The following is a 24,903-nucleotide window of genomic DNA, read 5'->3' on the forward strand; positions in this document are numbered from 1 at the left end:
AAAACTAATTAAAGCGAAGCGTTTTCCTATGTTCCCATGTGGTTTAAAACCAAGCACACAAACCAAATCCACCATCTTGTCATGCTGAAAGCATCCCATTTGTAGCTCAAAAAAAAACTAATTAATGCGAAGCGTTTTCCTATGTTCCTATGTGGTTTAAAACAAATCACATAACACTTCATTTCCCCACCATCTTGTCATGCTGAAAGCATCTCATGAGCAACTCCACAAACTAATAAAACCAAACTAATGAGACCTTTACAAGGTGATATTTTTGGGTATAAGTTGTCCGTTGTCGATAACCGAAAACAGATAACAGACAACAGCGAACAGAAAACCGCAATCTTGTGCTGTAAGCATCCCATAAATTGCTCTGTAAATTATCTTCTCATTTCTCTAATAATCTTATTTGTCCTTCTATCGGCATACATTCTATTTAAAGCAGTAACTGCCCATATGAATGCTGGTATCCAACCAATAATTGTGATTTGTAGTAGTAAACAAATAATACCTGATAGAATTTTCCCTTGCAATAGTAAACTCAACCAAGGTAGAAAGAACGCTAAAACGTAACGCATATCTTTAATTTAGGTTTTACAAAATTTTTAAATTTTATTTTAAATATTAACCCCAACCATTCGTTTCATTGTATCAATAAAAGCCTGATGAAAAGCATCATCTTTTGCATAGAGTTTATACAAATTCAATTCGTTTTTTCTTTGTTGCGACATGATTTCATCTAAAATCTTTTTAAAGGCTAAATCTCTATTCGCAACATCTTTATTTTGAGCTACCTTAGTTAAATAATCAGGATGAGCCTGTATTTGTTTGGTTAGCGTAACAAATTTTACTCTCTGGTCTTCTGGTGTTACGTCCCAACCTTGAAACCATTTCTCATTGAAGCTATTAATAATTAAATCTAAAGGATCTAATTCTTCCTCTGTTCCATGTGCTCCTCTAGGATTTGGGTTTTGTGGGTCTAGTTCTGTTTCCGAATCATCTAAGCTAATACTTTCGTTTAATTTAACACGTTCTAATCCATAAGTAGATAAATCAACTGATTCTAATAATTCATCAATAGGGTCTGTAGTGTCATTGATAATTAATTTCGGAATTAGAAACTTTAAAAACCAAAATAATTTTTCCCAATTCAATACTTCATAAGGCAGTATTGCAGCCATTTGACCGTAAATCTTAACAAATTGTTTCGCTTTAATTTTAAAATCGGCTTTATCGGCATCTTCTAATTCTAATTCAGTAGTAAAACGATTAGCGGCAATATCAATAATCGGACTTAACAATTGTGCATCTACGTTATTAAAATACTTGGTAACAAAATCTTCTACTTCATGCCACTCATAAACACCCACTTCATCTAAAACTCCTTTAATCTCATGCAATACATTTACATCTGTTGCACCACTTAAAGTGGTAGCGGTATAAAAAGGATCAAAAGCGTCTTTAATGTCTTCAATGGTATTAAAGAAATCCAATACAAACAAATCTTCTGTTTTCTTACCTAATTTATCAGCAGCTCTGTTTAATCGAGATAAAGCTTGTACTGCTAAAACCCCTTGTAGTTTTTTATCTACATACATCGATGACAATTTAGGTTGGTCAAAACCTGTTAGGTATTTATTCGCAACTACTAAAATGCGATAGTTGTCCTCATTAAATTTGTCTTTAGTGTCTTTTTCTGAAAAGTTATTTAAATTTTCTTCGCTATGCTCAATACCGTCAACTGTTTTTTTACCCGAAAAAGCAATTACTACTTCAAAAGGATTGCCTTTGTCTTTTAGTATATTTTTAATGGCAAAATAATAACGAATTGCCGATTCAATACTTTGGGTTACCACCATCCCTTTGGCTTTTCCTTTCAGTTTTTTAGTATTGACTACTTTATGAATAAAATGGTCCATCATTATTTCGGCTTTGGAAGCAATGGTTTCTTTGTGACGTTCTACATAAGCGCGTAACTTTTTCTGTGCTTTTGTAGTATCAAATAATGGATTATCTTCAATTGATTTTTCTATTTCATAATAACTTTTAAACGTGGTATAGTTTGCCAACACATCTAAGATAAAGCCTTCTTCAATAGCCTGTTTCATGGAATACAAATGAAACGGTTTAAATGTACCATCTTCCTGTTTTACGCCAAATTTTTCTAAAGTAATACTTTTAGGTGTTGCTGTAAAAGCCAAATAAGAAGCATTACCTCTCATTTTGCGAGAATGCATGGCTTGAACAATCATATCTTGTGCATCGGTTTCTTCATCTTCCGTGTTAATTTTTCCCATGGCTCTGTTCATATTATCTGCTGCTGAGCCACTTTGACTACTATGGGCTTCATCAATAATAACAGCAAAGCGTTTGTCACTCAAATCTGCAATGCCGTCTATAATGAATGGGAATTTTTGAATGGTAGTGATGATGATGCGTTTACCACTTTCTAAACTTTCTTTTAGCTCTTTAGAAGAGTAGGCTGGAGCCACTATATTTTTTACTTCTGAAAATTCTTTGATATTTTCTCGCAATTGTTTGTCCAGTAAACGTCTATCCGTAACTACAATAACCGAATCAAATAAAGGATTGGAAGTACCTTTACTTCCTGGCAAAGTATCACGCTCTGGATAGGTTTCTATCAATTGATAAGCTGCCCAAGTGATGGAATTTGATTTTCCTGAACCTGCCGAATGTTGAATTAAATAATTTTGACCTACTCCTTTTTTACTCGCATCTGCTATTATTCTGCGTACTACATTTAATTGATGATACCGTGGAAAAAACAACGTGCGTTTGTTGAGATTGTCTTTTTCCGATCCATCAAAACGTACAAAATGTTGAATGATATTGGCAACACTTTCTCTGGTTAATACTTCATCCCATAAATAGGATGTTTTATGACCAAACGGATTAGGAGGATTGCCTTTGCCGTGATTGTTTCCTAAATTGAAAGGCAAAAAGAAAGTACCAGCACCATCTAATTTGGTGGTCATATACACTTCATCGGTATCCACAGCAAAATGCACCACACAACGACCAAAGTGTAATAAAGGTTGTGTGATATCTCTTTTGAATTTATATTGATTTTGTCCATGCACTTTAGCATTTTGCCCAGTCCAATGATTTTTGAGTTCCATGGTAGAGAAGGGCAGACCATTAATAAACAAAACCATGTCGATTTCTTCTCTAGGATTGGTTACCGAATAACGCACTTGCCTCGTAACACTAAATTCATTGGATTCAAAATTGTCTTTTACGGTTTGACTACTACTCGCCAAAGGCAATACATAAAACAAAGTAAAGTGCGCATCATCTACTTCTAAGCCTTTACGAAGCAACTTTAAAACACCATATTTTTTTATCAAACGATCCAAACGCTCTAGAATCTTTAATTTCCAATCACTTTGTTTTTGAATTTTAGCTAATTCTTCGGCTTGGGTGGTTTCAAGAAAATGCCAAAAACGAACTTCATCAATAGCATATTTTGCATTAAAATCGCTGGCATGACCTATATAATAGCCATTGCCTGAACGGTACAATGCTGTTGGTTCATTTACATTGCCTGCTTGTTTGTTTTCTTCTAAACAAGAACCGGTTAGTTTTTTTTCTATGGCTTGCTCTAAGGCTTGTTCGTTAGTTTGGCTTGGCATGGGTTTATTTATTATTTTTTGTAATGAGATTTAATTAATTTTAAGATTTCTTTTCTATGTTTAATTATTAAATCTTTATTCCAATTATTTGAATAACTTTTAAATATATAATACGATTTTAATGAATCAAATGTAGGCTTGTTTAAAAAAGCTTCACGTTTTTCATTAACTGATTTTCTACTGTACTCTGAATTTTGGCTGACACTCAATAAAACCAAATTACCAAAATTATCTAAAAATTCTTTCTCTAATTTTTCTTGAAATTCAGGTTGTTGAGGATATATGTGTTCTACAGAATTTTTAGATGTAATTCTAAAATTCTTAAATTTTTGTTCTAAACCATTTTCCCAATCACTTTTCTTTTTTAATTCTTTCCATAAAAGATATTCAACTTTTTGAAACCAATAATGTTTAAATGAAGTTCCTTTGAATTCCTTTAAATAGGATACAAAATCAAAACAATCTTCTACTCTAAAAATATAATTCATCCATAAAAAACTTGTTTCTTTATCTGTAATTTTAGAAATCGATAAGTCGTTATCTAATTGTTCTAAATAATCCAAGTCAAAATTTTGCTTTTCTATCAAATGATATAAATAAGGCGTTAACCAAAATTGACGTAGATAATCACCTGTAAAATAAAGAACAGATTGTAGCATTAATTCATCAGATTTTTCAATAACGTTTCTACCAAAATAGGAATAGTCAGCCCGTTGGTCATGTCTATTTACGCTAGTTAATTCTAAATGTTCTTCTTTAGAGTCTAAATCAGTTATCCACTTTATGATATGGAAATCAAAAACGGCTCTAACTTTCCATAAAAGTAAAATAAAATCTTTTACTTCTTGTTCTTTTGCCTTTTCAAAATATTTAAATATAGCTATTAAACGATTAACATGGAAAGTTCCTTCAAAATCATTTTTTTTATTTTTAAATAAATAAATTCTAAAGGTGTGTAAAAGTAATTGTCCAAAACTAATAATAGACCTGCAATTTATTTCATTTGATTTCTCATTTTCATATGAATTGGCTATTTCTATAAATTTTTCAACTTCTTTTTTTGCTATTTGTGAAATTGTATATCCTTTTGAAAGCGAACTATTTTCGGATTTGTTCTCAAATATAAATTTAGTTTCATCAAAATCATAAAAATCTTCTTTTTTAAGTTTTCGCCAATTTGAGTTGTTGAAGGATTTTCGAACATTTCGCTCAAAATAATCATCCATATTTTCACAAGCTTCCCAAATTTTGCTGAATAAAACTTTTTGAGTCGTTATTTTTTTTAAAAGATTTGCTTTTACGATGTCAGTTTGTTCTAATTGAATTCCAGAATTATTTATAGTAGCAAAGAGTTTGTTTAAATCAATATTTTTTGGTGTGCTATTGTTTACTAGTAAAACATTATTGTAAATGTAATCTCCAAAATGAGTTAAATCTATTTCCTTGTCAATTTGCTTCAAAATTCCTTTAATTATTGTTATTGCTTCAACAATATTTTTCAAATAGGGTTTGCTTGTAATCTCTTTTTCTGAATATTTATTTAAAGCCTCGTTAGGATGTTTTAGTAATAATTCGAAATACTCTTTTATCTCCGTACGTATTTCAAAATCCAAACGTAATTTATTTTCAATTTTCAAGAAATTATTTAAATCACTTTCTATACCCAGATAATTAAAACTAAAAGCCAATAACCACAATGTTGTAAAGCGTTGTTGACCATCGATTAGCTCGGAGTAATTATTTTTATTATTATCGGTTAGAATCGTTCCTAAATAATATGGTTTTTCAGGGTTTGTTTTAAATGAATTCAAACAATCTGAAAGGAATTTACTTATTTGCTCTTCTCCCCAAACATAAGGTCTTTGATAGGTTGGGATACAAAAAAGAATATCACTCACATGAGATAAACTGATAGTATCTGTTGAAAAAATGTTAGAGTTTATCATCGATAGCTTTTCTTAATTTAATATCAAAATTTGTAGTAACAATTCCATTTGAAAATGATGGAAAATAATTCCCCAAACTCATAATGTAACTTCCTTTTACTTTATTGGGTTCGCAATTTTCATCATTAAAAGTATAATTGTATTTTTTTAATTGGCTAACAACCTCTTGATGAGTGTAACTATTTAATATCTTGTCTAATAAAAATTCTTCTCTAACTAGTTTTTCTATGCTATCTTCTCTAACAGTTCTTCTATTGATAACTCTTGTTGCATAGACACTTCTATAAGCCCATAATGAAAATTCAAATAGGTTTTCTAAACCGAATTTACTTATATAGACGATTACTACGAGTTGGAATAATTCTTTTAAAAATACAGTTCCATTATGTCCGGTTATTAGTTTGTCTCTAAATTCATAAAAGCGTTCGTCTATTCTGTAATTATTTTTTGTTAAGAACAAATCTTCATAAATAACTACATATTCAGATATATAATCTATAAAATGAGAACCATTGTATAAAGGTTGTCTTATTGCTTTTAAAGAGCTACTCTTTTTAGTTGTTTTTTGAAAATTAGTTTCTTTTACTTCTATTTGGTAAAATGAAATAGGATTATTGGTGCTGATCGTTTTTTCTGTAAAATCTTCAACAATAACATTTTTAATTGCAGTTGTATGTCTAAATGATGGATAACTTTTCCAATGTAGGAAATTCCAGTACCTAGCCTTACTAAGCAGACCTATAACTTCATCTATAGATTTTATGTTTTTGCTTTCCCATTGAATTGCGTTACTTGCAATTGCTCCATTCCCTTTGATAGCTCTTAAATGATGCGCTTTAACAATGTCTGAACCAGAGAGTCTTTTGCCTCCAGTATTTTGTGTTTCAAAAAAAGTGTAGGCATCATCTTCACTAGTTGTTATAACTAACGTTACATTCAACAAATCTAAATTCAGTTCATTTATTACAATTTCATCATTTTTTAATAATTGATAATTTTCATCAATTTGATTAATGCTCTTTGGTGAATTATATTCTATGTTGTGTTCTATAGCATTGATGTAGTAATCAAACAACGCCAAAGTAGTGATGCGTTGCTGACCATCAATGATGTTTAAAGTACTTTTATTTTTGTGAATTATTATGCTACCAAGATAATATAATGGTAATTCTTCATTATAGTCTTTGTAAAAAATATTCAAATCTGCGACCAGTTTTTTTAGTTGCTTTTTTTTCCAAACATATGGTCGTTGATATTCAGGAATTTTTAACTGTCCGTTAAGTTCAGTTTGTTCAAAATTACCCAAAAGCAATTGTTTTGCAGTGCAACTGATAACGGTTACTCCAGTTTCGGTAATAGTATGAACAATAGTTTTTTCCATACTAACAAACCCTCACTTTACCCGTTACCACTCCATCTATCAAACTCATTTTATACTCCTTCAACTTTTCAATCTCTTGCTCTTTTAGAGCAATCAAATTATTATACTTTGCGTTTTGTATCTCAATGTATTCTGATAATAAATATTGTTCCATAATTGGTGGTATGATAATTAGAGAAGAACTTAAAGTATTTCCATAAATAACATCAATTGTTGTAGCGTTGCTATTTAGTTTTAATGATTCTTGAAAAGTTATAGACCATTCAATATATTGTTTCAAGTAAATGTTGCTTACTATTTCATTATTCAATCTCAATCTGATGATACACGGGTGAATAATTCCTTCTTCAAAGTTAAGAGGTACTATTGAACATTTTCCTATAGTACCTCGACTTGTAATTAATATATCTCCAGTTTTCACACTGAAGTTTTTAAGGTTTCTAAATTTTCCTTCATTAATACATTCTTTAGAAATTCCAAAGTCTGAATCTAAAACAGCTCTTTGATTATAAACTTTATAACCAGTTTCTATAAAATCTCCACCTTTTAAATCACTCCCAAAAGGTCCTGGTTTTAATGCTCCATTTTCATTTCTCAATATCATTTTCAACCTTTTCACCTCCCAATGCTCCGGAATCTCACCAATCCATTCCACACCGCTGTTTTTAAATTTTACGTTATCATTTAAACCTCTTGTAACCGCTTTATGAATGAGTATTTGCCTGCGTTCTTTGAGCAGTTCTATTTGTTGTTGCTTGATGGCAATGGCTTGGTCTATTTTCGTGGTTTTGTTGTCTAGAAAATTCGCTATTGCGGTTTGTTCTTCAATTTTTGGTACAGGCAGAAAGGAATATGATAATTCAGGATAACTAATATTCTTTCCTTCTCTAATTCCAACAACACTAGTTTGCAATTCAGATATAAAAGAGAATGATTTGAATAAATATTTATAATATTGTTCTGCTATTTTTCTTTTTGTTTTAAGTACTGTATAGGCTGGGCTAATGATTCCATCATGGTAACAATATTCTAAACCACCTTCGAACGATCTCAAACTAATTGCAAAATCTCCTTTTTGAATAAACTTAAAAGATTCTAATGCACCAGAGGGCATTACCATTCTATTTTCTACCCAACTTCTTGGAACAACTCCTTGATTCTGCGTTACAGATAATAATTCTTCTTCAGGTTTATTTTTTTCAGAATGGTCTTTAAATAAATGCTTCATTCTAATAAACTCCCAATGCTCAGGAATTTCACCCAACCATTCTACACCGCTGTTTTTGTAATGATCGTATTTTTTCATGGCGTTTAGGGTTTTAGTTTTTTAATGTCGGCTTCAATTTCTTTTAGGCTTTGTTCTCTTTCTATTGCTGCTTGCACTTGTTTGTATTTCATAAACTCTTGTTCCGATTTTTCTACTGCCATTTGATGTGAAATGGTTCCTGCATGGGTTAGAATTTCTCTTCCGTTGAGCTGCAACAAACTATCTAATCTTTCAATCCAATCTTTCATGTACATGGGTGTTTTTTGTTGTGCCATTGTCTCAGCAAAAGCCAAATATTGTTCTACTAAAAGACCTAACAACTTCATTTCGTCTTCGTTTAAATAGTTTTTTGCAATACTTATTTCTTGTTTTTGAATGTTTTGAGTTACTTTTTTATCATAAGACAACATACCCATTAAAGGCAAACTAGCATCAACTCTTCTGTACACCAATTCAGCAGCTGTATTTTGAGATATTGCCCAAAGTAATTTGTTTTGTACTTTTTTGAAAAAAGAGATTGTTTTTTCGTCCTTTGGGTCATAATCAATACTGGTGGCATAAATATCTTTTATTTTTTGGTAAAAAAACTTTTCTGATAAGCGTATTTCACGAATGCGGTTTTGCAATTCGTTAAAATAGTTCATGGAAGTTCCTTGCTTAAAGCGTTCATCGTTTAAAGTAAAACCTTTGATGAGGTATTCTTTTAATCGATGGGTTGCCCAAATGCGAAATTGTGTGCCTTGTTGCGATTTTACTCTGTAACCTACAGAAATAATGACATCTAAGTTGTAATGTTCAACCTCTCTTTCTACCTCACGATTCCCTTCCAATCGAACTAGTCGGAAATTCCGACGAGTTGAAATTTCATCTAATTCACCTTCTTTAAAAATATTGCCAATATGCTCGGTTATCGTGCTTCTTCCTTTGCCAAATAATTGTGCCATTTGGTCTTGTGTGAGCCAAACCGTTTCTTCTTGCAAACGCACATCAACTTTAATGTTGCCTTCTTGGTTTTGATAAATTAAAAATTCAGATGCCATGTTAAAAGTTTAAAATTTCAGCAATCAACCCGTCGCTTTCTTTTTCCAAGTTTAAAATATCAGCCGTTACATCCTCTAACGAGCGTAGCGGTTTGTGTTGGTAAAAGTATTTGTTAAAGCTTATTTCATAACCAATTTTTGTAGCATCAAGGTTTATCCATGCTTCAGCAACATGGGGTTGTACTTCTCTCAAAAAGTAACGGTGTATGTTTTCTTTTAACGGTATGTTTTCGGTATCGCGTAAATCGCTTTCGGTTTCGTAAGTAAGGTATTCTCCTTTTTTAAGAGACTTCTCGACTCCGCTCGAAGTGACATCTATTGATTCTTTAGAATAATACCCATAATCTGCCAACTCTGTTTCTTGGCAATCCAGATGGGCTAGAAGTGTAGCCAGTTTGTCTCCACTTAGTTTAACTATACTTTTAACTACTTTTTCTGCATCGGCATCGTACCAACTCACAGCATTTAGTATGGCATTTTTTTCAGAGGCACTTAGTTTTAGTTTCTGGTCTTTAATTACTGCATCTACCTTTTGTTTAAAAACGTTAAAGTCAGTAAAGATTTCCTCACCCATAATGTTAGCCAAAATGGTAGCTTGTTCCAGTAAAAAAGCTTGTTTGTCCCAAGTTGCTTTGGCAACTAGTTTCTTTTGATTGGCAGCCGTAAGATTTAATTCATTCTTCTCGCACCAGTCTAAAATATCTTTTTTGTATTTTTCAAGATCTTTATAAATGGCTTCTCCATAGGTTTCATACGCATGTACCATCGCTTCTTTTAAACCTTTATCATAGCGCAACTCAGCAATACGCTCGGTAGTAAATTGGGCTTTTAATCGTTTTGGTCGTTCAATGGTTACTTTGTGATAGCCAAAATCACTATTGTCAAAAACTTTAGCAGCAATTCCTTCATCAGTAGTGCGCTCAATCGCTTTTAAATCGGTATAGGTTTGTACAATTTCCTTGATATGCTCAGGAGCAAACTCACAGTTTTTGTTGCCTAAATTCTTGCGTAGTTTTCGATACATTTGCCCTGCATCAATTAACTGTACTTTGCCTTTACGGTTAGGTGTTTTGTTGTTGCTTAAAACCCAAATGTAAGTCGTAATTCCTGTGTTGTAGAACAAGTTATTGGGTAGTTGTACAATGGCTTCTAACCAATCATTTTCAATGATATACCTGCGAATGTTACTTTCTCCACCTCCTGCATCACCCGTAAACAAACTACTTCCATTATGCACAGAAGCAATACGTGTGCCTAATGGACTTTGAGACAATGGCTTCATTTTACTTACCATTTCCATCAAAAACAACAATTGTCCGTCAGAAGAACGAGGAATAGCATCGGCTTCTTCTGCCATGCCCCAATAGTTGTTTAATTGAATTTGAAAACGAGGATCAATGATGTCTTTTCCATCTTTAATGTATTTTTGCTCACTTGACCAAGATTTCCCATAAGGAGGATTGGATAACATAAAATTGAAAGTAGTGCCTGCAAATTCATCCGTAGAAAGGGTAGAACCCACACGAATATTTTCAGGGTTATTCCCTTTAATCATCATGTCACTTTTACAAATGGCATAGGTTTCGTCATTAATTTCCTTTCCATACAAAAACACATCGGAATTGGTGGCTCTAATTTCTCCTTCTGGATCTACAATAAAGTTTTGCGATTCGGTTAGCATACCTCCACTACCACAAGCTGGGTCATAAATGGTCATAACCGATGGAATGTTGTTTTTTATAGGATCAAAAATAATGTGCGTCATCAGGTCAATTACTTCGCGAGGGGTAAAGTGTTCTCCCGCTTCTTCATTATTTTCTTCGTTAAATTTTCGAATCAATTCTTCAAAAACATACCCCATTCCAAGATTTGAAAGTGCCAGTAATTTTCTTCCATTACTATCTAACTTTTCAAAAGGCGTAAGGTTTATATCAGGAGAGGTAAATTTTTCTAAAACATCTAGCAACACATCTTTAGCAGCCATGTGTCTAATTTGGCTTTTCAGTTTAAACTTTTCAATAATCTCTTTTACGTTGCTACTAAAACCATTTAGGTAATCTTCAAAATTAGCTTGTAGCAATTGTTGGCTATTAGTTGCTGTATTGTGTAAACGTTGGAGCGTCCATTCACTAGTATTATAAAATACATACCCTGTAACTCCTTCGAGTGCTTTGTCATCCCATTCGGTAAAACCAGCTTCTTCTTTTTGAAAAATCAATTCTTCCATCACAGCCTCTTTTGTAGGTTCTAATAAAGCATCTAATCGTCGCAACACTACCATGGGTAAAATAACATCACGGTATTTTCCACGAACGTAAACATCACGTAAACAGTCGTCTGCAATAGACCATATAAAAGAAACCAATTTATTATGTACAGCTTGATTCATTATTTATTTTTTCTTAAAAATCATTTCCTCAAACCTACCAAAAATAAACCATTTCGGCAAGAAGAGCGTAGGTATTTTTACCTGTTTTTACAAAGATAATAACCACAAAACAATTTGTTTTACGGGTTTTCGCATTTGGGATATTTTTTTACCAAACATTTTTGGAATCGTGCCTCATTTTTGTTTTTATAGCATCGCTCTTATTGTCCTAAAAAATAGTCGAACATTTTTAATAGGCAAACAGGATAGTTGTTTGATTTTAAGCGTAAATCTTACGTTTTTTGTTTTTTACACACTTTTTTTTGGGGTTTGGTAGCAGTTTGGTAGCAGTTTCGTTCTGACGTTGTTGCGAAAAAGTGCCTGTTTTCCGCTACTTGATCGCAACGCTTCCGAACAATCTCCGAACAAAGCCCCTATTAAACTGCTTCAAATACGTCATCTTACGTCAAAAGCGGTCAAAATCGGTCAAAACCAGTCATTTCGATTTTTTTAGTGTTTTTGGCAAAGTTGTTGGGATTTGTTGTCTGTTGTCTGTTGTCCGTTGTCTGTTGTCTGTTGTCTGTTGTCTGTTGTCTGTTGTCTGTTGTAGGTTGTAGGTTGTCTGTTGTAGGTTGTTTGTTGTGGGTTGTGGGTTGTAGGTTGTAGGTTGTTTGTTCTTTGTTTTCTGTTGTGGGTTTTCTGTTGTTTGTTGTGGGTTTTCTGTTGTTTGTTGTGGGTTTTCTGTTGTTTGTTGTGGGTTGTAGGTTGTAGGTTGTCCGTTGTGGGTCTTGAACCTAAAATTTTACGTCACCCTACCTAGAAAAAACATATTTAGTGTAAAAAAACAATTTTGTTTGTAGTATAGTAACAAGTTTGGAAAGTAACCATTTGTTGAGATTCGATTGAATAGGAAGAACAAAACATTGTTGCATGGCTAGATAGTAGGATAACTTTTCTTTTTTCCTTTTTTTGCATATACCTGTGTTTTAGCTCAAATTATGTATTGGATCGCAGTTTCTGGAGTATAATTTCGTGGAGTTATACCATTTGTGATTTGAATTTACTGTAAAAGAAAATGATGATTTTTTTCTAGATATGAAATAGAAAATCAAAGCATAGCATCGCTACGTTTTTATTTTATATTGAAATAGCGAGGAAAAAAGGGCGTTTTATTCCAGTAAATTCAAGTGATAAATGGTATTAGTCTATAAAATCACTAATTTAGCGCTTCAAAAAGCAAGCACAACAATCTCATGGATTCTTTTACACAAATTGTTCTTGGTATTGCTACTGCAGAGGTAGTAGCAGGCAAAAAACTGCAAAACAAAACATTTTTGTATGGAGCGGTTTTGGGCACTATTCCCGATTTGGATATTCTTGTGGGTAAATTCATGAGCGATGTGGAGGGTGTTGCCATTCATAGAGGTCTAAGCCATTCGTTGCTCTTTTTTTTAGTGCTGGCACCGCTCATAGGCTTTTTAATTACAAAAATAGAAAAAGGAAAAATTGGCTTTAAAACCGCATTTTGGATGTCTTTTTGGTGTTTTACAACGCATGTTTTTTTGGATCTTTTCACTTCTTGGGGCACTCAAATTTTGTGGCCTTTAGACGTTCGGTTTGCTTTAAAAACAATATTTGTAATCGACCCGCTATATACCATTCCGTTATTGGTTTTCCTCATTTTAGTATGGAAAAATAAAGCACACACGCAACGAAAAAAATATGTCTGCAAAGGTTTGGCCATTAGTTCGGGGTATTTATTGCTAACGTGTTTTTTAAAGTTAGTTGCCTTGCATCGGTTTGAAAAGGCATTGGAGGAGCAACATATAAGCTACCAAGAACTCATAGTAAAACCCACTGCTTTTAATACGATGCTTTGGAATGCTAATATAGCGACGAAAGAAGGCTATTTTTTAGGCGATTATTCTTTCTTTGATACACAGCCCATTTCTTTTACTTTCTATGCTAGGAATCGTGTTTTAGAAGAAAAATTGAAAAATAGTGATGACTTTCAAAAATTACAACAAATTAGTGAAGGTTGGTATTTGGTTTCCGAAAAGAACGATAGTTTGTATTGTAATGATTTGCGCTTTGGTTTATTGAACAACAACCCCAGTCACCCTCAATTTGCGTTTAGCTATGTATTTGTACGGGACAACAACGGAAAATGCATAGCAAAAGAAGTGCCTAAAGCAAAACGAGATGGTAAGGCATTATTAAAGAAGATTTTCACACGCATTAAAGGCAATTGATTCTTGATTTTATTTGCAAAATGAGTTGTACTGTCAAAAACGAAGCTATCCTAAAAAGTCTATAATTTGGTCATTTCGACCAAAGGGAGAAATTACATAATGCTGATTATGAGAGTTATCCTTGCGTGGGAGTGACAAATAGGTGTCGGTTTTTTACTTTTAGAGCAATCTCAATACCATTTTCTTTAGAAGGGGAGAAGGTTGTTTTATATGTTATACCTATTTGATTTTTAGATTTATCCGAATATATTTATATTTTTGTTTTTTATACTATAGATGATGCTTTTAAGAATACTATTTATCCTCTTTGTCTTATCTGTTCATAGTCAAAATAAAGAATTGCAGCATGGTTATTTAACTAATGTTAAAGATAATTTAAAAGAACAAAAAAATTTGAAGTCTTTAGATAGTGCTTTAGTTTTTTGGAATTCTGGTTCAAAAATTGAAACGTTAACCCCGATACAAAAATTTAAATTAACCCGTAAAATTGCTTCCTCATATCAGGCGTTAGGTTTTTCATTTAAAGCGCTAGATTTTTATCAGAAATCAGCGTATTTTATAGAAAAAGTAGTGGAGCTAAAAGAATATGAAAAGGCCAATTTTTACAATGAACTAAGTTCGTTTTATTATGCGATTTCTAATAATAAGGAATTCAAGAAGAATTTAATCAAAGTGATTGAAATATATGAAAAGAAACCTAAAAAATATGCTCATGATTTATTAGAAGTTTATGAAAAAATAATAACTAATTATTTAGAATATGGTGCTATTGATAGCGCAAAGTTATATCTTCAAAAATTAAAGAATCTTTCAAAATTCATTAATGAAACCCCATCAATTGTTTTTCAAAAATTTGTTCTAGCAGACTATTTGTATAGTTTGCGTATTGCATTAATTGAAAACGATTTTGAAACAGCTAACCATAATTATAATGCATTAGATAACTATTTTGGTGCTATTCGAAATAGGAAAGAAGTATTAAGTTATTATGCAGATGCTACTAATTTTTATGCTGAGGCAATTTTTAAAACTGGAAAACACCAAAAAGCGCTAACGCTTTTACAAAAATCGATTCAAATTCATAAAAAGATAGATGCTAAGAATTCCTTAATTACTGTTTATTCTTATTATAGTTATTTGTCTAGAGAAATAAATAATTATGACCTTGCAGAGCAAGCCATTGAAGAAGCTATTTTTATTATTGAGCCAGATAATTTCACAGACTTATCGGGTTTATATATTAATAAAGGGATTATTTATTTTTTAGAAAAAAAATATGCAAAATCAGAACTTTATTTTGATAAGGCTCACGAACTCATCAAAAGAATTGCCAATACCGATTTTTATTTACTGTCTTATAATATTGAAATTTCAAAAAAATATTTTGAAATTTATGAGAAAACAGGAAACAAAAAGCTGCTTCAAAAGTCTTTTGAATCGTATAAATATTCTGTAAAACAGTTTCAAGATTTTTATGAGAATGATTTGTTTAATCCGTTATTAGCCGAATTTAAAAACAATATCACAGAAGGCTTATTAAATTTGGCATTGCAATCTGAAATGGATTTGATAGAAGCAATAGAGCTTATTGAAAATATTCAATCTAAATATTTATTAAAAAACTTCCTTTTAAATAAGCGAATTGAAAACCAAGAGTTGATTAGTGATCTTTCAAAAATTAAAACGTTAAAGCTAAAGTTAGCGTCGTCATTTGCATTAAATGACAATTTGAATAGTGCCAACATAAAAAATAAAATTGAAAACTTAGAGAAAAAAATTGTAGAGAAATATCCCAATTTTAATTCCATTTTTAATCCAACCTTTAATTTTAAAACGTTTATTGAAAAAAATACAAATCAAATAATAAGGTATTATGTAACGAATACGACTTTGTATGCCATTCATATAGAAAATATAAATAGCATACAGGTTAAAAAAATTGGAAAAATTTCGGATATTAAAAAAGATATTTCAGCTTTAACTTTGGCCATTAAAAATAAGGATGATGTTGCTAAATTATCTCAAAAGGTTTTTAAATATTTAGTGCAGCCCTTTAAGATACAATCCTCAGAAATTACAATTATTTCAAACTCATTTTTAAACGAATTGCCTTTTGAAATATTGCGTGATGATACTGGAGCGTATATGGTAGCGCAGTTTAAAATTAATTATGCCAATTCGTTACCACTCTATACCATTCAAAAAGATCATAAAAATAGCGAGCAATTTAAATTGGCAATATATCAACCCAATTATGCTACTAAAGATTTAGCTGTTCTCCCTTTTGCAGAGAAAGAAGCTCTATACTTGCAAGATTTTTATGCCGCAACCCTTTTTTCTAATGAGAACGCTTCGAAAAAAAGTTTCATTAAAAATGCTTCCAATTTTAATGTCTATCATCTATCGATGCATGCCATAATAGATCAGGAGAATGAAGAAGCTTCTAGGTTGATTTTTAATGATGGGAATTATTATTTTTCTGATTTTTATTCGCAAAATTTACCTTTAGATTTAGTAGTATTGAGTGCTTGTGAAACTGGTGTTGGGAAATATATTGAAGGTGAAGGCCTAATGAGTATTTCTCGTGCTTTTACCTATAGCGGTGTGGCTTCAACTTTGCACAGTCTATGGGCAATTCCAGACAAACAGGCCTATGAGGTTATGCAATTGTTTTATGCCAATTTAAACAAAGGATTGTCTAAAAGTGAGGCATTGCAACAGGCAAAAATGGAATATTTAAAAAACTGTAAAGCCGATGAACTAAAGCATCCTTATTATTGGTCTGGATTTGTATTGAATGGAAATTCGCAAGCGTTAATTGCTACTAAAAATTATAGGTTCGAAATTTTAGGAATTGCACTAATTGTATGTATTGCTTTTTTGGTATATTATTTAAAATCAAATTAAGCATTTCAATTCTATTTTTCTCATAATAAAGTTTAAGTTAAAGTTTAGAAAGTAATTGCTTTGCTTCTTTGTTTTTGAATGACAAATTTGTAACTAATTCATTTAGTAGTTTTTTAGCGTCTTCCTTTTTATTTAATTTTATGAAAATTAAAGCTTTAAACCAAAGTGCTTTTTCATAATATTTGGAATTAGTTGCTTTAATGGTGTTTAATTCTTCTAGTGCAAAATCAAAATTTTCTAATTGCATTAAGCACATTCCATTATAAAAATGCAAGTAATCTTTGGAATTGTTTTCTAATAGCTTAGTAAACAGTGTTTGTGCTAATTTATAATCTTCTAGGTCATAAACAGTAAAAGCTTGGTTTTCTAATGTTTTTTTGGTGTTTGCTCTCAAATTTGACACTTCAATATTGGGATAGGGTTCAAAATAGGAAGCATATAATTGATTACTTTCATTTTTTTGGTTTAAAATAAAAAAGAGTCCAATAGAAATAACAACTAAGAAAACGGCTGCATATGGCATTAATTTTCTTAAATTGAATACTTTAATGGTATCTTTTTCATTTGATTCAAATTTTTGAATCTGCGCTTTAATCTTTTGTCGTTCAGCTACTGTCACAGCGTTTTTTAATGCTGCATGAAATTCAAATTCGGCTTCAAATTCGGCATCTTGTTGTAACTTTTCTTCAAACAATAATTGTTCTTGCGGAGTTAAGCTATTTTCAAAATATTTTGCTATTAATTCGTTCATTTTTTTGGATTTAGCAGTTTCTTTAAATGGGAAATACATCTCGATTTTTGACTCTTCAAAACATCTTTATTGTCATATTTTAAAATGGTCTGTATTTCATCTAACTTTTTGTTTTCAAAATAAAATAGATTTAAAATCTGTTGGCATTGTTCTCCTAATGTTTCATAGGCTTTTTTTAATGCTATTTCTTTGGTGTTCAACGCATCTTCATTGGTAGTAAAATAGTCATCATCATTCATTTCAAGGGCATTACTATCTTCTAAGCGTATTTTTTTTACAAACTTTAAATGGTTGTAAATCATAAATTTACCTATTCCTATAAAGTAGGTATTAATACTACTTTGTAAATTGTCTATTTTGTTCTTTCTAACATTTTCAATTAATGCGACCATACTGTCTTGATAAATGTCAAGAACAACATCTTCGGGTAATTGAAATTGATTGGCAATTTTAAAAAAAGACAATTTGTTATCTAAATAAATCTTTTTCAACAAAGCTTCATCATTATTTTTTATACGTTCAATTATGGATTGATTACTCATTAGTAGAAAAAAAATGTTTTGGTAAACTTAAAAATAAAAAATTAAATAGTGAGGGTTTACTTTTTTATTCCTGCTATACCAATGGGAAATTAAAATGAACAATTATGAAATTATTCAAAACTCACAACCAAATGAAAATTACTATTTTTTTAATTCCTTTTGCATTGTTTAGCTGTAAAGATGTTCAAGACAAAGCATCAGAATCGGTTACAAATACTGTAATCGAAAAATCCTTAGAGCAAGCTGGTGTTGCAACCGAGAATATTGAAAGAGCCAATAAAAACCAAGCCACTGTGCAGCTTTTCCTAGACGAAAAAAATATTTTTGAAAAAGATGTTTTTAGTGGAATTGCAAACGTTACAGAACGCATGATTGTTTTTTCTTTAGATAGTGAAAACGATGATGCAAAAATTAATATTACGTTTTCTGGTTTGCAAGATATGCTAGCATCAAAGCCCATTAAAGGGGTTTGTGAACAAGGCAAACTGGATCCAAAAGACTTGAATGGAACAGCGGTAAGCTTACTTTTTGCAAAAGAAAATGAGTATAGTTATAATTTTTATGACGGAGAAATTACCATAATAAAATTTCTAGAAGATGAAATTGAATTATCCATTTCAGGTAAAGTAGGCACTTTTATGGAAGCCAATGAGACATCTACTTGGAGGTCTATTGAAGGAACTATTAAAATTCAATATCCAATTATAAACAGAATTAAAGTAAGTAAAGAACAATTATACTATTAATCTAATTAAGTAATAAAAAATGAAAAAAATACTTTCAACAATGTTCGCAGTTATCACGCTATTTTTAGTTTCTTGTTCTAAGGACGACGATACTACTACTAATAGTACTCCGTCTTTAGGAAATCCTAGAAAAGCAATCTTGAATAATTATTCCGGAGGAGGGAATCTAACAGAGTCATCAATTTTTGAGTTTGGCTACAACGAGAATAAATTAATTACCTCAATCAAAGAAATTAATAATACAAGAGTTGTCAATTCAATCATTAGTTATGATAGTGAAAAACGAATCAACCAAATTATTGAAACGACTGGTAGTAATGAAGTTACAAAAACTATTTCCTACACAGGCAATCAAATTACCATTTCGGTTTCTGGACAAGCCAATCCAGCTACCCTAAATTATAATTCAACAACAGATAGTTATGATTATACAGTAGGAGGTAGTACTACAACAATAAAATATGATTCAAAGGGTAATCTAATACAATATGCTCTAGGAAATCAAGTAGTGCTTTCCAAAAATATTGACAGCTCTATAAAAGGAATTTTCACGGGGCAAGATAAGTTCTTATCGATCTTTCTTAGAACTCAAAGCCTTTCAAATCCTCTATATTTTGTCTTTTGTGATGTTAATGCATTTAACCAAGTTTTTTTAGATGGCAATACCTTAACTATTCACAATGAATCCATGAATGGAAGCATAACTTCCGCGGAGTATTTCGAGATAGGCTCACAACAAAAATTATTAGATATCAGTGTTATTTATTAATTCTAAGATGTAAATTTTAAAAAAATGAAAAATAAAAACATAAAACAAACTTTACTTTTTTTAGTATCTATTGTATTGGTAAATTGTTCAAATGATGAACCAGAGCAAGAATCATCTAGCTCTAAATATGATATTACAATTAACGGACAAAACTATAAAAATGAAGATGTGGCTACTAGTGCTGCAACTTTTACAGAAGGTATAGATGTAAACTCAGGAAACAATTTTTATTCGGTTGTAACGAATTTGGAAGATGCTAGTATTCGAATTACAGGAGGCCCATTAGTCATTGAAGGAGTAATAATGGCAATAGATGAAAATAGCAATGACAGTTCGGGTTTGGTTATTTCAACAAATGCCGAAACCTATGTTGGTATTAGTGGTTCCATAACTATAGAAAGGGATAATCGTTATCAGGAAACGAATTTAGGAAATGGAGCCAAAACAGGTAAAAATGAAATTTCGGTAAACTTTTCAGGCATATTTCGAGATACAAATTCGAATGAGGTTTCCATTTCAGGAAGCTATTTTGTAGCAAAAAAAAGCGAATAAATCAATTATTAATGATAAACCAAAATAAAAATGAAAACACTATTATTGAAACCCATCTGCCTATTATTACTATTTATTATCGGATTAGGCTGTTCTAAAAAAGAAGATACTCCAGAAACAGAAAACTTGATTAAAGGGCAATGGAAGCTGACCAAATTAGTTGTAAATGGCGAGGAAGTACCCAATGAATGTCCTATTCCGTGGAAATATAATTTTAATGACGAAGTTGTTAGTATTGCAATTACCTCTTCTGTAGTGAATAACTGCAATCCAAGTACAATTCAATACCGCTACACATTAGAAGAAAATAGACTCACTTTCAAATCGTCTAATATAATTACAGAAACTAATACTGTAAACACACTTACGTCTCAAGAATTGGTCTATACTAAAGAAAATGGGAACGTTCTCTATCTTTCTAAAGTGGAATAATATGAAAATAAAATTAGTCACTGTTTTTTTTCTAATTATGCTTGTACTTGTTAGTTGTAACAAAAAAACAGAAAACAACGCATCAGAAAATACTAAAAACGAAACAGAAGTTTTAGAAAACAAAGTCGTAACTCCCAAAAATCCTTGCGATTTATTTAATGCTGAACAATTAGTTCGTGTTTTTGACATCAAAAATGTCTCAACTATTGAGATGTATGCCAGAGATCAATATGGCAGCAAAAAGCAATGCCAGTTTATATGGACTCAAGAAAAAGGTTCTGTTGCAGGAAGTCAGATTATGATAGACATCACTTCAAAAACAGAAGATATGGGCGCTACCTTTTCTAGAATGTTAGAATTGGATTTACAAAATGGCTTATCCGCACGTGAAAATAACCAAACCATAATCATCAAACCAACGCCACTAGAAAACTTTGGAGACTTTGCTTACCATTGGGAACAACCTAGCTTTCAAAGCGTTCAAAAAATAACATTTCAAGTAAATAATGAGTATAGAGTAGATATTACCTATAATGCTCATAAATCTATCGATGCATCAACAGAACTCATCTAAAGTAGACTTGTTGAGATAGGAAAAACAATTAAAGAGAAATTATGAAAGATATTTTTAGCATTATTAGAGTAGTTGTATTTATATTAATTTTTACATCTTGTACTAATGACGATGACAACCCAATTGCAAAACCAACTAAAAAACTAACTTCTTTTGAGTATATATATAATGCAAATAACTCAGGGAAGATAACCTATTCATATAACAATTCTGAGGAATGGATTGGTGGAATAAATGCTGCAGAACAAGACTATTCGTTGCAATATGAAAATAATAAATTAGTAGGATTTTGGTATAACGATACACCAACGTACAAAACTATTTATTCCCGTAATTCGGAAGGAAATATTATTGAAATTATCGATGGAATTTCTCAAGACAAATATATTTTTAGCTATGTGAACAACAAGTTGGAGAAGATAGAAATTAGAGATGATGCGAATAATCCAATTAAAGACATATCGTTTATTTATGATGGTAATCAACTAATTAGTGTTGTTTCTGAGGCAGAGTTCGGAATAGACGGCAGTAGATTCGATTATTATTATGATAATAATGGACAAGTAACAGATGTTTGGCAATATTATAGATTTAGTAATACAGAACCTTGGATCATAGCTTCAAAAAAGAATTATACCTATACAAATCGTAAAAATCCACTGTATAAACTCTATAAAGAGCATACGGCTCAAGAAAATATTATCGTAACAAATTTGGGTTTTAATGACAATCGCAGTAAACTTTTTGAGATAAATTCTAGTTTAAAACTTTTTGAATTAGAACAACATTTAATTGAAAACGTTAAAGTTTATGATGGAGCTTCAAGTCCGACTCTTTTATCTACTTCAACCTATCAATATTCCTTTGATAATAATGGATATCCATTACAAGCTACGAAAACAGATTTTGACGACCAAAACAATGTAACAGAAACAACTATTTATAAATATACCTATGAAAACTAATCTTTTATTTTTGTTTGCATTAGTAGTAAATTTAATTCAAGCCCAAGACATTGCAGGTGCAAAGGATCACGAGCTTTTAACACGTTATCCAGGAACAGAAATCAAATATTATTTTGAACGTGATTATTATGAAACGCATTATCCTATTGCACCTGCAGAATATGATAAAGAACCCAAAAAATGGTTAGACGTTTCAGGAAAACAAACCTCTATTGTTTATGAAGCACCAAAAAATAAAAGTACCATAGAAATTATGAAAAACTATGAAGATGCTTTTAAAAAACAAAATGCCGAAATTTTATTCAAATGTAAAGGAGGCGAGTGCGATGGAACAACAACTTGGTATGCAGCCCATTTTTTTAATGCGACTTTTGGAGAAGCCAACAGAGAAAGTAATGGAGAAATCAGTCATTACGAATCGTTTAATGCCTATCACGTTTCGCAACGTTATCTGTTTGCTAAAGTAACTACATCGGCTAAAATTTATTATGTTGTTGTGGCAGCTACTCCAAAATATGATGAAAATCCAGTTAAAATCTTAGTTGAAATTATTGAAGTAGATAATATGCAAACGGGAATGATAGAATTGAATGCCGATATTTTTAAAGAAAGATTGGAAAAAGAAGGTAAAATTGCACTTTACGGAATTCTATTCGATACTGGAAAAACCGATTTAAAGCCTCAGTCTGAAAAAGAATTAGCGCTAATTGGGAATTATTTGAAACAAAATCCAAAAGCTAAAATCTATATTGTAGGACACACTGACGATATTGGAAACTTTGGAGAAAATACATTATTAGCAGAAGGAAGAGCTAGTAAAATTGCCGAAGCGTTGAAGCAATTTGGAAATTTTGAATCTCGGGTAACGCCAATTGGTGTTGGACCTGTTTGTCCAGTTGCAACAAATGAAACCGAAGAAGGAAGAGCGAAAAATCGTAGAGTTGAAATTGTTTTAAAGAAAAAATAAGGTTGGTTTTTACTATTTAGGGTTTACTTTTTAGTTGGTTTTTTACTAACGGAGAAAGTAAACCCTATTTTTATGAGAACAACTACATTTATCATGTTTTTTTTAAGCATTTTTTCGGTTACTGCACAATACCAATTTGAACAAGTAGCCGATATTTGGACAGGTACAAACAACAGTTCTCCAAGAGATTTTGTTGAGTATAATGGCGAAATCTACTTCAGAGCCACAAATCAATTTCAGGAAGAACTGTATAAATCAAATGGTTCAGTTGGTAATATTCAAATGGTAAAGAATATTAATGGAGGAGCTTCATCTGTGCCAAAACCGTTATTTGTTTTTAATAATCTATTATTTTTTAAAGCTACCACAACAGCAGAAGGAGAAGAACTTTGGGTAACCGATGGTACGGAATTAGGTACCCTAATGCTAAAAGATATTTGGTCAGGAAATGCAAGTTCTCAAGTTTTTGAAACACCAAGACCATTGCATCAATATTTTATAAAAAATGGTGAATTGTATTTTACTGCAAGAGACCAACCAGCAGCTTTTTCACTTTGGAAAACTGATGGAACGCCTACAGGAACTGTAAAAGTGTTTGATCCAGTTGGTTTTGTTTTTGGTGATAATTTTATAGAGTTTAATGGAAAATGGTATTTTACAGGTAAAAATACAGATGGTATGAATCCTGAATTATATGTTACAGACGGAACTGAGGCAGGAACCAACTTATTTGCTGAAATTAATCCGAGTACAAGTAATACGCTTGCAGCAGGTTCAAACCCAAGACATTTTCAAGTGTATGATGGCTATTTATATTTTGCAGCAGATAATGGTGCAATAGGTGAAGAGTTATATAGAACGGATGGCATTACAGTGGAATTAGTTGCTGATATTTTTCCAAATAATTTAAATCCAGCTTTTGGTAAAAGTAGTTCTCCAAATGGTTTTTATATTTATAACAATGATCTATATTTTTCGGCTAATGTGTATGATGTAGGTTTAAATCAAATTTTAGGAAGAGAATTATTTCGTTATAATGCTACAGACGGAATCGTTTTTATTAAGGATATTTTTCCAGGAAATTTAAATGGAAGTTTGTCATATGTACGTAATTATTTCTTCGAATTAAACAACGAACTCCATTTTGCTGCTTGCGATGGGAGTAATGGAACTACTATTTATGAAATTTATAAAACAGATGGTACAGCTTCTGGCACAGTAAAAGCAGTTGACTATTCCGCTTTGGGAAACACAAGTTTTTCTTCAGGTTTAATAGATAACAAACAGTATGCTATTATAAATAATAGAATGTATTTTAATCATGGCAGTCAACAAATTTGGGTTACAGACGGCACAAACTCTGAAACGCAACAATTAACCAATACTGGTATGCCAAACGTTCCTGTTTCAAATCTTAATTTTAAACCAATTGTATTGAACAGTAGTCTCTATTTTGGAGCAAACACCGCTACAGGAGGTGTTGAGTTATGGAAATTAACAGAAACAGCTTTAAGTAATACTGATTTTGAATTGAGTAGCAATACTACAGTGGCTTATCCCAATCCAACAAAAGATTTTATTAATATTGGTGTTCAAGATGAAGCTGTCACTACAGAGGTTTATGATGTTAGAGGTAAATTGATACTACAATCAAAAGAAAAGAAAATAGATATAAGCCATCTTGATAACGGAATTTATATTTTGAAATTAACGTCTAATTCGAGTTCAAAAATTCAAAAAATTAATAAATATTAAGCGCATCCAAAAAGTTCTCAACGTCTAGTTTGTTAT

The 24,903-nt window shown here is 31.5% G+C and carries 19 protein-coding genes; 10 read left to right on the forward strand and 9 right to left on the reverse strand.

Annotated features, from left to right (window positions below; translation table 11 throughout):
* Positions 1–380: 380 nt before the first annotated feature.
* The 7 genes from ACZ49Z_RS16320 to ACZ49Z_RS16350 are packed head-to-tail and all read right to left on the reverse strand — an operon-like array spanning position 381 to position 11,676.
* Entirely contained in the window at positions 381–578 is a 198-nt protein-coding gene (locus tag ACZ49Z_RS16320; RefSeq protein WP_464305366.1) for a YqaE/Pmp3 family membrane protein, read from the reverse strand.
* Positions 579–617: 39 nt separating this feature from the next.
* Complete coding sequence (locus ACZ49Z_RS16325) at positions 618–3,653, reverse strand: type I restriction endonuclease subunit R (RefSeq protein WP_464305367.1); 3,036 nt, start codon at positions 3,651–3,653, stop codon at positions 618–620.
* A gap of 11 nt (positions 3,654–3,664) precedes the next feature.
* Positions 3,665–5,599: a DUF262 domain-containing protein gene (locus tag ACZ49Z_RS16330; protein WP_464305368.1), complete on the reverse strand. Its 1,935-nt coding sequence runs from the start codon at positions 5,597–5,599 to the stop codon at positions 3,665–3,667.
* Positions 5,586–6,980: a DUF262 domain-containing protein gene (locus tag ACZ49Z_RS16335; protein ID WP_464305369.1), complete on the reverse strand. Its 1,395-nt coding sequence runs from the start codon at positions 6,978–6,980 to the stop codon at positions 5,586–5,588. The genes ACZ49Z_RS16330 and ACZ49Z_RS16335 overlap by 14 nt, the downstream gene beginning before the upstream one ends.
* Position 6,981: 1 nt before the next feature.
* Positions 6,982–8,286, reverse strand: coding sequence for a restriction endonuclease subunit S (locus ACZ49Z_RS16340; protein WP_464305370.1), 1,305 nt, complete (start codon positions 8,284–8,286; stop codon positions 6,982–6,984).
* A 5-nt stretch (positions 8,287–8,291) separates the two neighbouring features.
* Positions 8,292–9,287: a virulence RhuM family protein gene (locus ACZ49Z_RS16345; RefSeq protein WP_464305371.1), complete on the reverse strand. Its 996-nt coding sequence runs from the start codon at positions 9,285–9,287 to the stop codon at positions 8,292–8,294.
* A gap of 1 nt (position 9,288) precedes the next feature.
* Positions 9,289–11,676: a type I restriction-modification system subunit M gene (locus tag ACZ49Z_RS16350; protein ID WP_464305372.1), complete on the reverse strand. Its 2,388-nt coding sequence runs from the start codon at positions 11,674–11,676 to the stop codon at positions 9,289–9,291.
* Positions 11,677–12,908: 1,232 nt separating this feature from the next.
* On the opposite strand from ACZ49Z_RS16350, the gene ACZ49Z_RS16355 reads away from it, so the two are divergent.
* Both ACZ49Z_RS16355 and ACZ49Z_RS16360 read left to right on the forward strand, forming a co-directional pair.
* Positions 12,909–13,907 carry a metal-dependent hydrolase gene (locus ACZ49Z_RS16355; protein WP_464305373.1) on the forward strand — a complete coding sequence of 333 codons (999 nt, stop codon included), beginning with the start codon at positions 12,909–12,911 and terminating at the stop codon, positions 13,905–13,907.
* Between the two features lie 276 nt (positions 13,908–14,183).
* The gene (locus tag ACZ49Z_RS16360) at positions 14,184–16,814 is read left to right on the forward strand and encodes a CHAT domain-containing protein (RefSeq protein WP_464305374.1); all 2,631 of its coding nucleotides are present in this window, start codon (positions 14,184–14,186) and stop codon (positions 16,812–16,814) included.
* A gap of 37 nt (positions 16,815–16,851) precedes the next feature.
* Here the strand turns inward: ACZ49Z_RS16360 and ACZ49Z_RS16365 are convergent, their stop codons facing one another.
* Both ACZ49Z_RS16365 and ACZ49Z_RS16370 read right to left on the reverse strand, forming a co-directional pair.
* Positions 16,852–17,565 (reverse strand): tetratricopeptide repeat protein, encoded by a 714-nt coding sequence (locus tag ACZ49Z_RS16365; RefSeq protein ID WP_464305375.1) that lies wholly within the window; start codon positions 17,563–17,565, stop codon positions 16,852–16,854.
* Complete coding sequence (locus tag ACZ49Z_RS16370) at positions 17,562–18,107, reverse strand: RNA polymerase sigma factor (RefSeq protein ID WP_464305376.1); 546 nt, start codon at positions 18,105–18,107, stop codon at positions 17,562–17,564. Before ACZ49Z_RS16370 ends, ACZ49Z_RS16365 begins: the two co-directional genes overlap by 4 nt.
* Before the next feature lie 104 nt (positions 18,108–18,211).
* On the opposite strand from ACZ49Z_RS16370, the gene ACZ49Z_RS16375 reads away from it, so the two are divergent.
* The 8 genes from ACZ49Z_RS16375 to ACZ49Z_RS16410 all read left to right on the forward strand — a co-directional run bounded on the left by ACZ49Z_RS16375 (position 18,212) and on the right by ACZ49Z_RS16410 (position 24,867).
* Positions 18,212–18,853 carry a hypothetical protein gene (locus ACZ49Z_RS16375; protein WP_464305377.1) on the forward strand — a complete coding sequence of 214 codons (642 nt, stop codon included), beginning with the start codon at positions 18,212–18,214 and terminating at the stop codon, positions 18,851–18,853.
* Positions 18,854–18,872: 19 nt separating this feature from the next.
* On the forward strand, positions 18,873–19,622 hold the full coding sequence (locus tag ACZ49Z_RS16380) for a hypothetical protein (RefSeq protein WP_464305378.1): 750 nt from the start codon (positions 18,873–18,875) through the stop codon (positions 19,620–19,622).
* A 24-nt stretch (positions 19,623–19,646) separates the two neighbouring features.
* Positions 19,647–20,174 (forward strand): hypothetical protein, encoded by a 528-nt coding sequence (locus ACZ49Z_RS16385; protein WP_464305379.1) that lies wholly within the window; start codon positions 19,647–19,649, stop codon positions 20,172–20,174.
* A gap of 30 nt (positions 20,175–20,204) precedes the next feature.
* Positions 20,205–20,606: a lipocalin-like domain-containing protein gene (locus ACZ49Z_RS16390; protein WP_464305380.1), complete on the forward strand. Its 402-nt coding sequence runs from the start codon at positions 20,205–20,207 to the stop codon at positions 20,604–20,606.
* Between the two features lies 1 nt (position 20,607).
* A complete protein-coding gene (locus tag ACZ49Z_RS16395; RefSeq protein ID WP_464305381.1) occupies positions 20,608–21,180 on the forward strand; it encodes a hypothetical protein in 573 nt (190 codons plus the stop codon).
* Between the two features lie 41 nt (positions 21,181–21,221).
* Positions 21,222–22,145, forward strand: a complete 924-nt coding sequence (locus tag ACZ49Z_RS16400) for a phospholipase D-like domain-containing protein (protein WP_464305382.1) — start codon at positions 21,222–21,224, stop codon at positions 22,143–22,145.
* Positions 22,135–23,112: an OmpA family protein gene (locus ACZ49Z_RS16405; RefSeq protein ID WP_464305383.1), complete on the forward strand. Its 978-nt coding sequence runs from the start codon at positions 22,135–22,137 to the stop codon at positions 23,110–23,112. Before ACZ49Z_RS16400 ends, ACZ49Z_RS16405 begins: the two co-directional genes overlap by 11 nt.
* A gap of 72 nt (positions 23,113–23,184) precedes the next feature.
* Positions 23,185–24,867 carry a T9SS type A sorting domain-containing protein gene (locus ACZ49Z_RS16410; protein WP_464305384.1) on the forward strand — a complete coding sequence of 561 codons (1,683 nt, stop codon included), beginning with the start codon at positions 23,185–23,187 and terminating at the stop codon, positions 24,865–24,867.
* The last annotated feature ends 36 nt before the right edge of the window (positions 24,868–24,903 follow it).

Source organism: Flavobacterium sp. KY-23415, from assembly GCF_055384985.1.

Excerpts from the sequence above, each read along its gene's own strand:
- ACZ49Z_RS16325 (WP_464305367.1), bottom strand. The coding sequence starts at position 3,653 with ATGCCAAGCCAAACTAACGAACAAGCCTTAGAGCAAGCCATAGAAAAA.
- ACZ49Z_RS16410 (WP_464305384.1), top strand. The coding sequence starts at position 23,185 with ATGAGAACAACTACATTTATCATGTTTTTTTTAAGCATTTTTTCGGTT.
- ACZ49Z_RS16385 (WP_464305379.1), top strand. The coding sequence starts at position 19,647 with ATGAAAAATAAAAACATAAAACAAACTTTACTTTTTTTAGTATCTATT.
- ACZ49Z_RS16380 (WP_464305378.1), top strand. The coding sequence starts at position 18,873 with ATGAAAAAAATACTTTCAACAATGTTCGCAGTTATCACGCTATTTTTA.
- ACZ49Z_RS16345 (WP_464305371.1), bottom strand. The coding sequence starts at position 9,287 with ATGGCATCTGAATTTTTAATTTATCAAAACCAAGAAGGCAACATTAAA.
- ACZ49Z_RS16320 (WP_464305366.1), bottom strand. The coding sequence starts at position 578 with ATGCGTTACGTTTTAGCGTTCTTTCTACCTTGGTTGAGTTTACTATTG.
- ACZ49Z_RS16340 (WP_464305370.1), bottom strand. The coding sequence starts at position 8,286 with ATGAAAAAATACGATCATTACAAAAACAGCGGTGTAGAATGGTTGGGT.
- ACZ49Z_RS16335 (WP_464305369.1), bottom strand. The coding sequence starts at position 6,980 with ATGGAAAAAACTATTGTTCATACTATTACCGAAACTGGAGTAACCGTT.
- ACZ49Z_RS16405 (WP_464305383.1), top strand. The coding sequence starts at position 22,135 with ATGAAAACTAATCTTTTATTTTTGTTTGCATTAGTAGTAAATTTAATT.
- ACZ49Z_RS16395 (WP_464305381.1), top strand. The coding sequence starts at position 20,608 with ATGAAAATAAAATTAGTCACTGTTTTTTTTCTAATTATGCTTGTACTT.
- ACZ49Z_RS16400 (WP_464305382.1), top strand. The coding sequence starts at position 21,222 with ATGAAAGATATTTTTAGCATTATTAGAGTAGTTGTATTTATATTAATT.
- ACZ49Z_RS16360 (WP_464305374.1), top strand. The coding sequence starts at position 14,184 with ATGATGCTTTTAAGAATACTATTTATCCTCTTTGTCTTATCTGTTCAT.
- ACZ49Z_RS16365 (WP_464305375.1), bottom strand. The coding sequence starts at position 17,565 with ATGAACGAATTAATAGCAAAATATTTTGAAAATAGCTTAACTCCGCAA.
- ACZ49Z_RS16390 (WP_464305380.1), top strand. The coding sequence starts at position 20,205 with ATGAAAACACTATTATTGAAACCCATCTGCCTATTATTACTATTTATT.
- ACZ49Z_RS16350 (WP_464305372.1), bottom strand. The coding sequence starts at position 11,676 with ATGAATCAAGCTGTACATAATAAATTGGTTTCTTTTATATGGTCTATT.
- ACZ49Z_RS16330 (WP_464305368.1), bottom strand. The coding sequence starts at position 5,599 with ATGATAAACTCTAACATTTTTTCAACAGATACTATCAGTTTATCTCAT.
- ACZ49Z_RS16375 (WP_464305377.1), top strand. The coding sequence starts at position 18,212 with ATGAAATTATTCAAAACTCACAACCAAATGAAAATTACTATTTTTTTA.
- ACZ49Z_RS16355 (WP_464305373.1), top strand. The coding sequence starts at position 12,909 with ATGGATTCTTTTACACAAATTGTTCTTGGTATTGCTACTGCAGAGGTA.
- ACZ49Z_RS16370 (WP_464305376.1), bottom strand. The coding sequence starts at position 18,107 with ATGAGTAATCAATCCATAATTGAACGTATAAAAAATAATGATGAAGCT.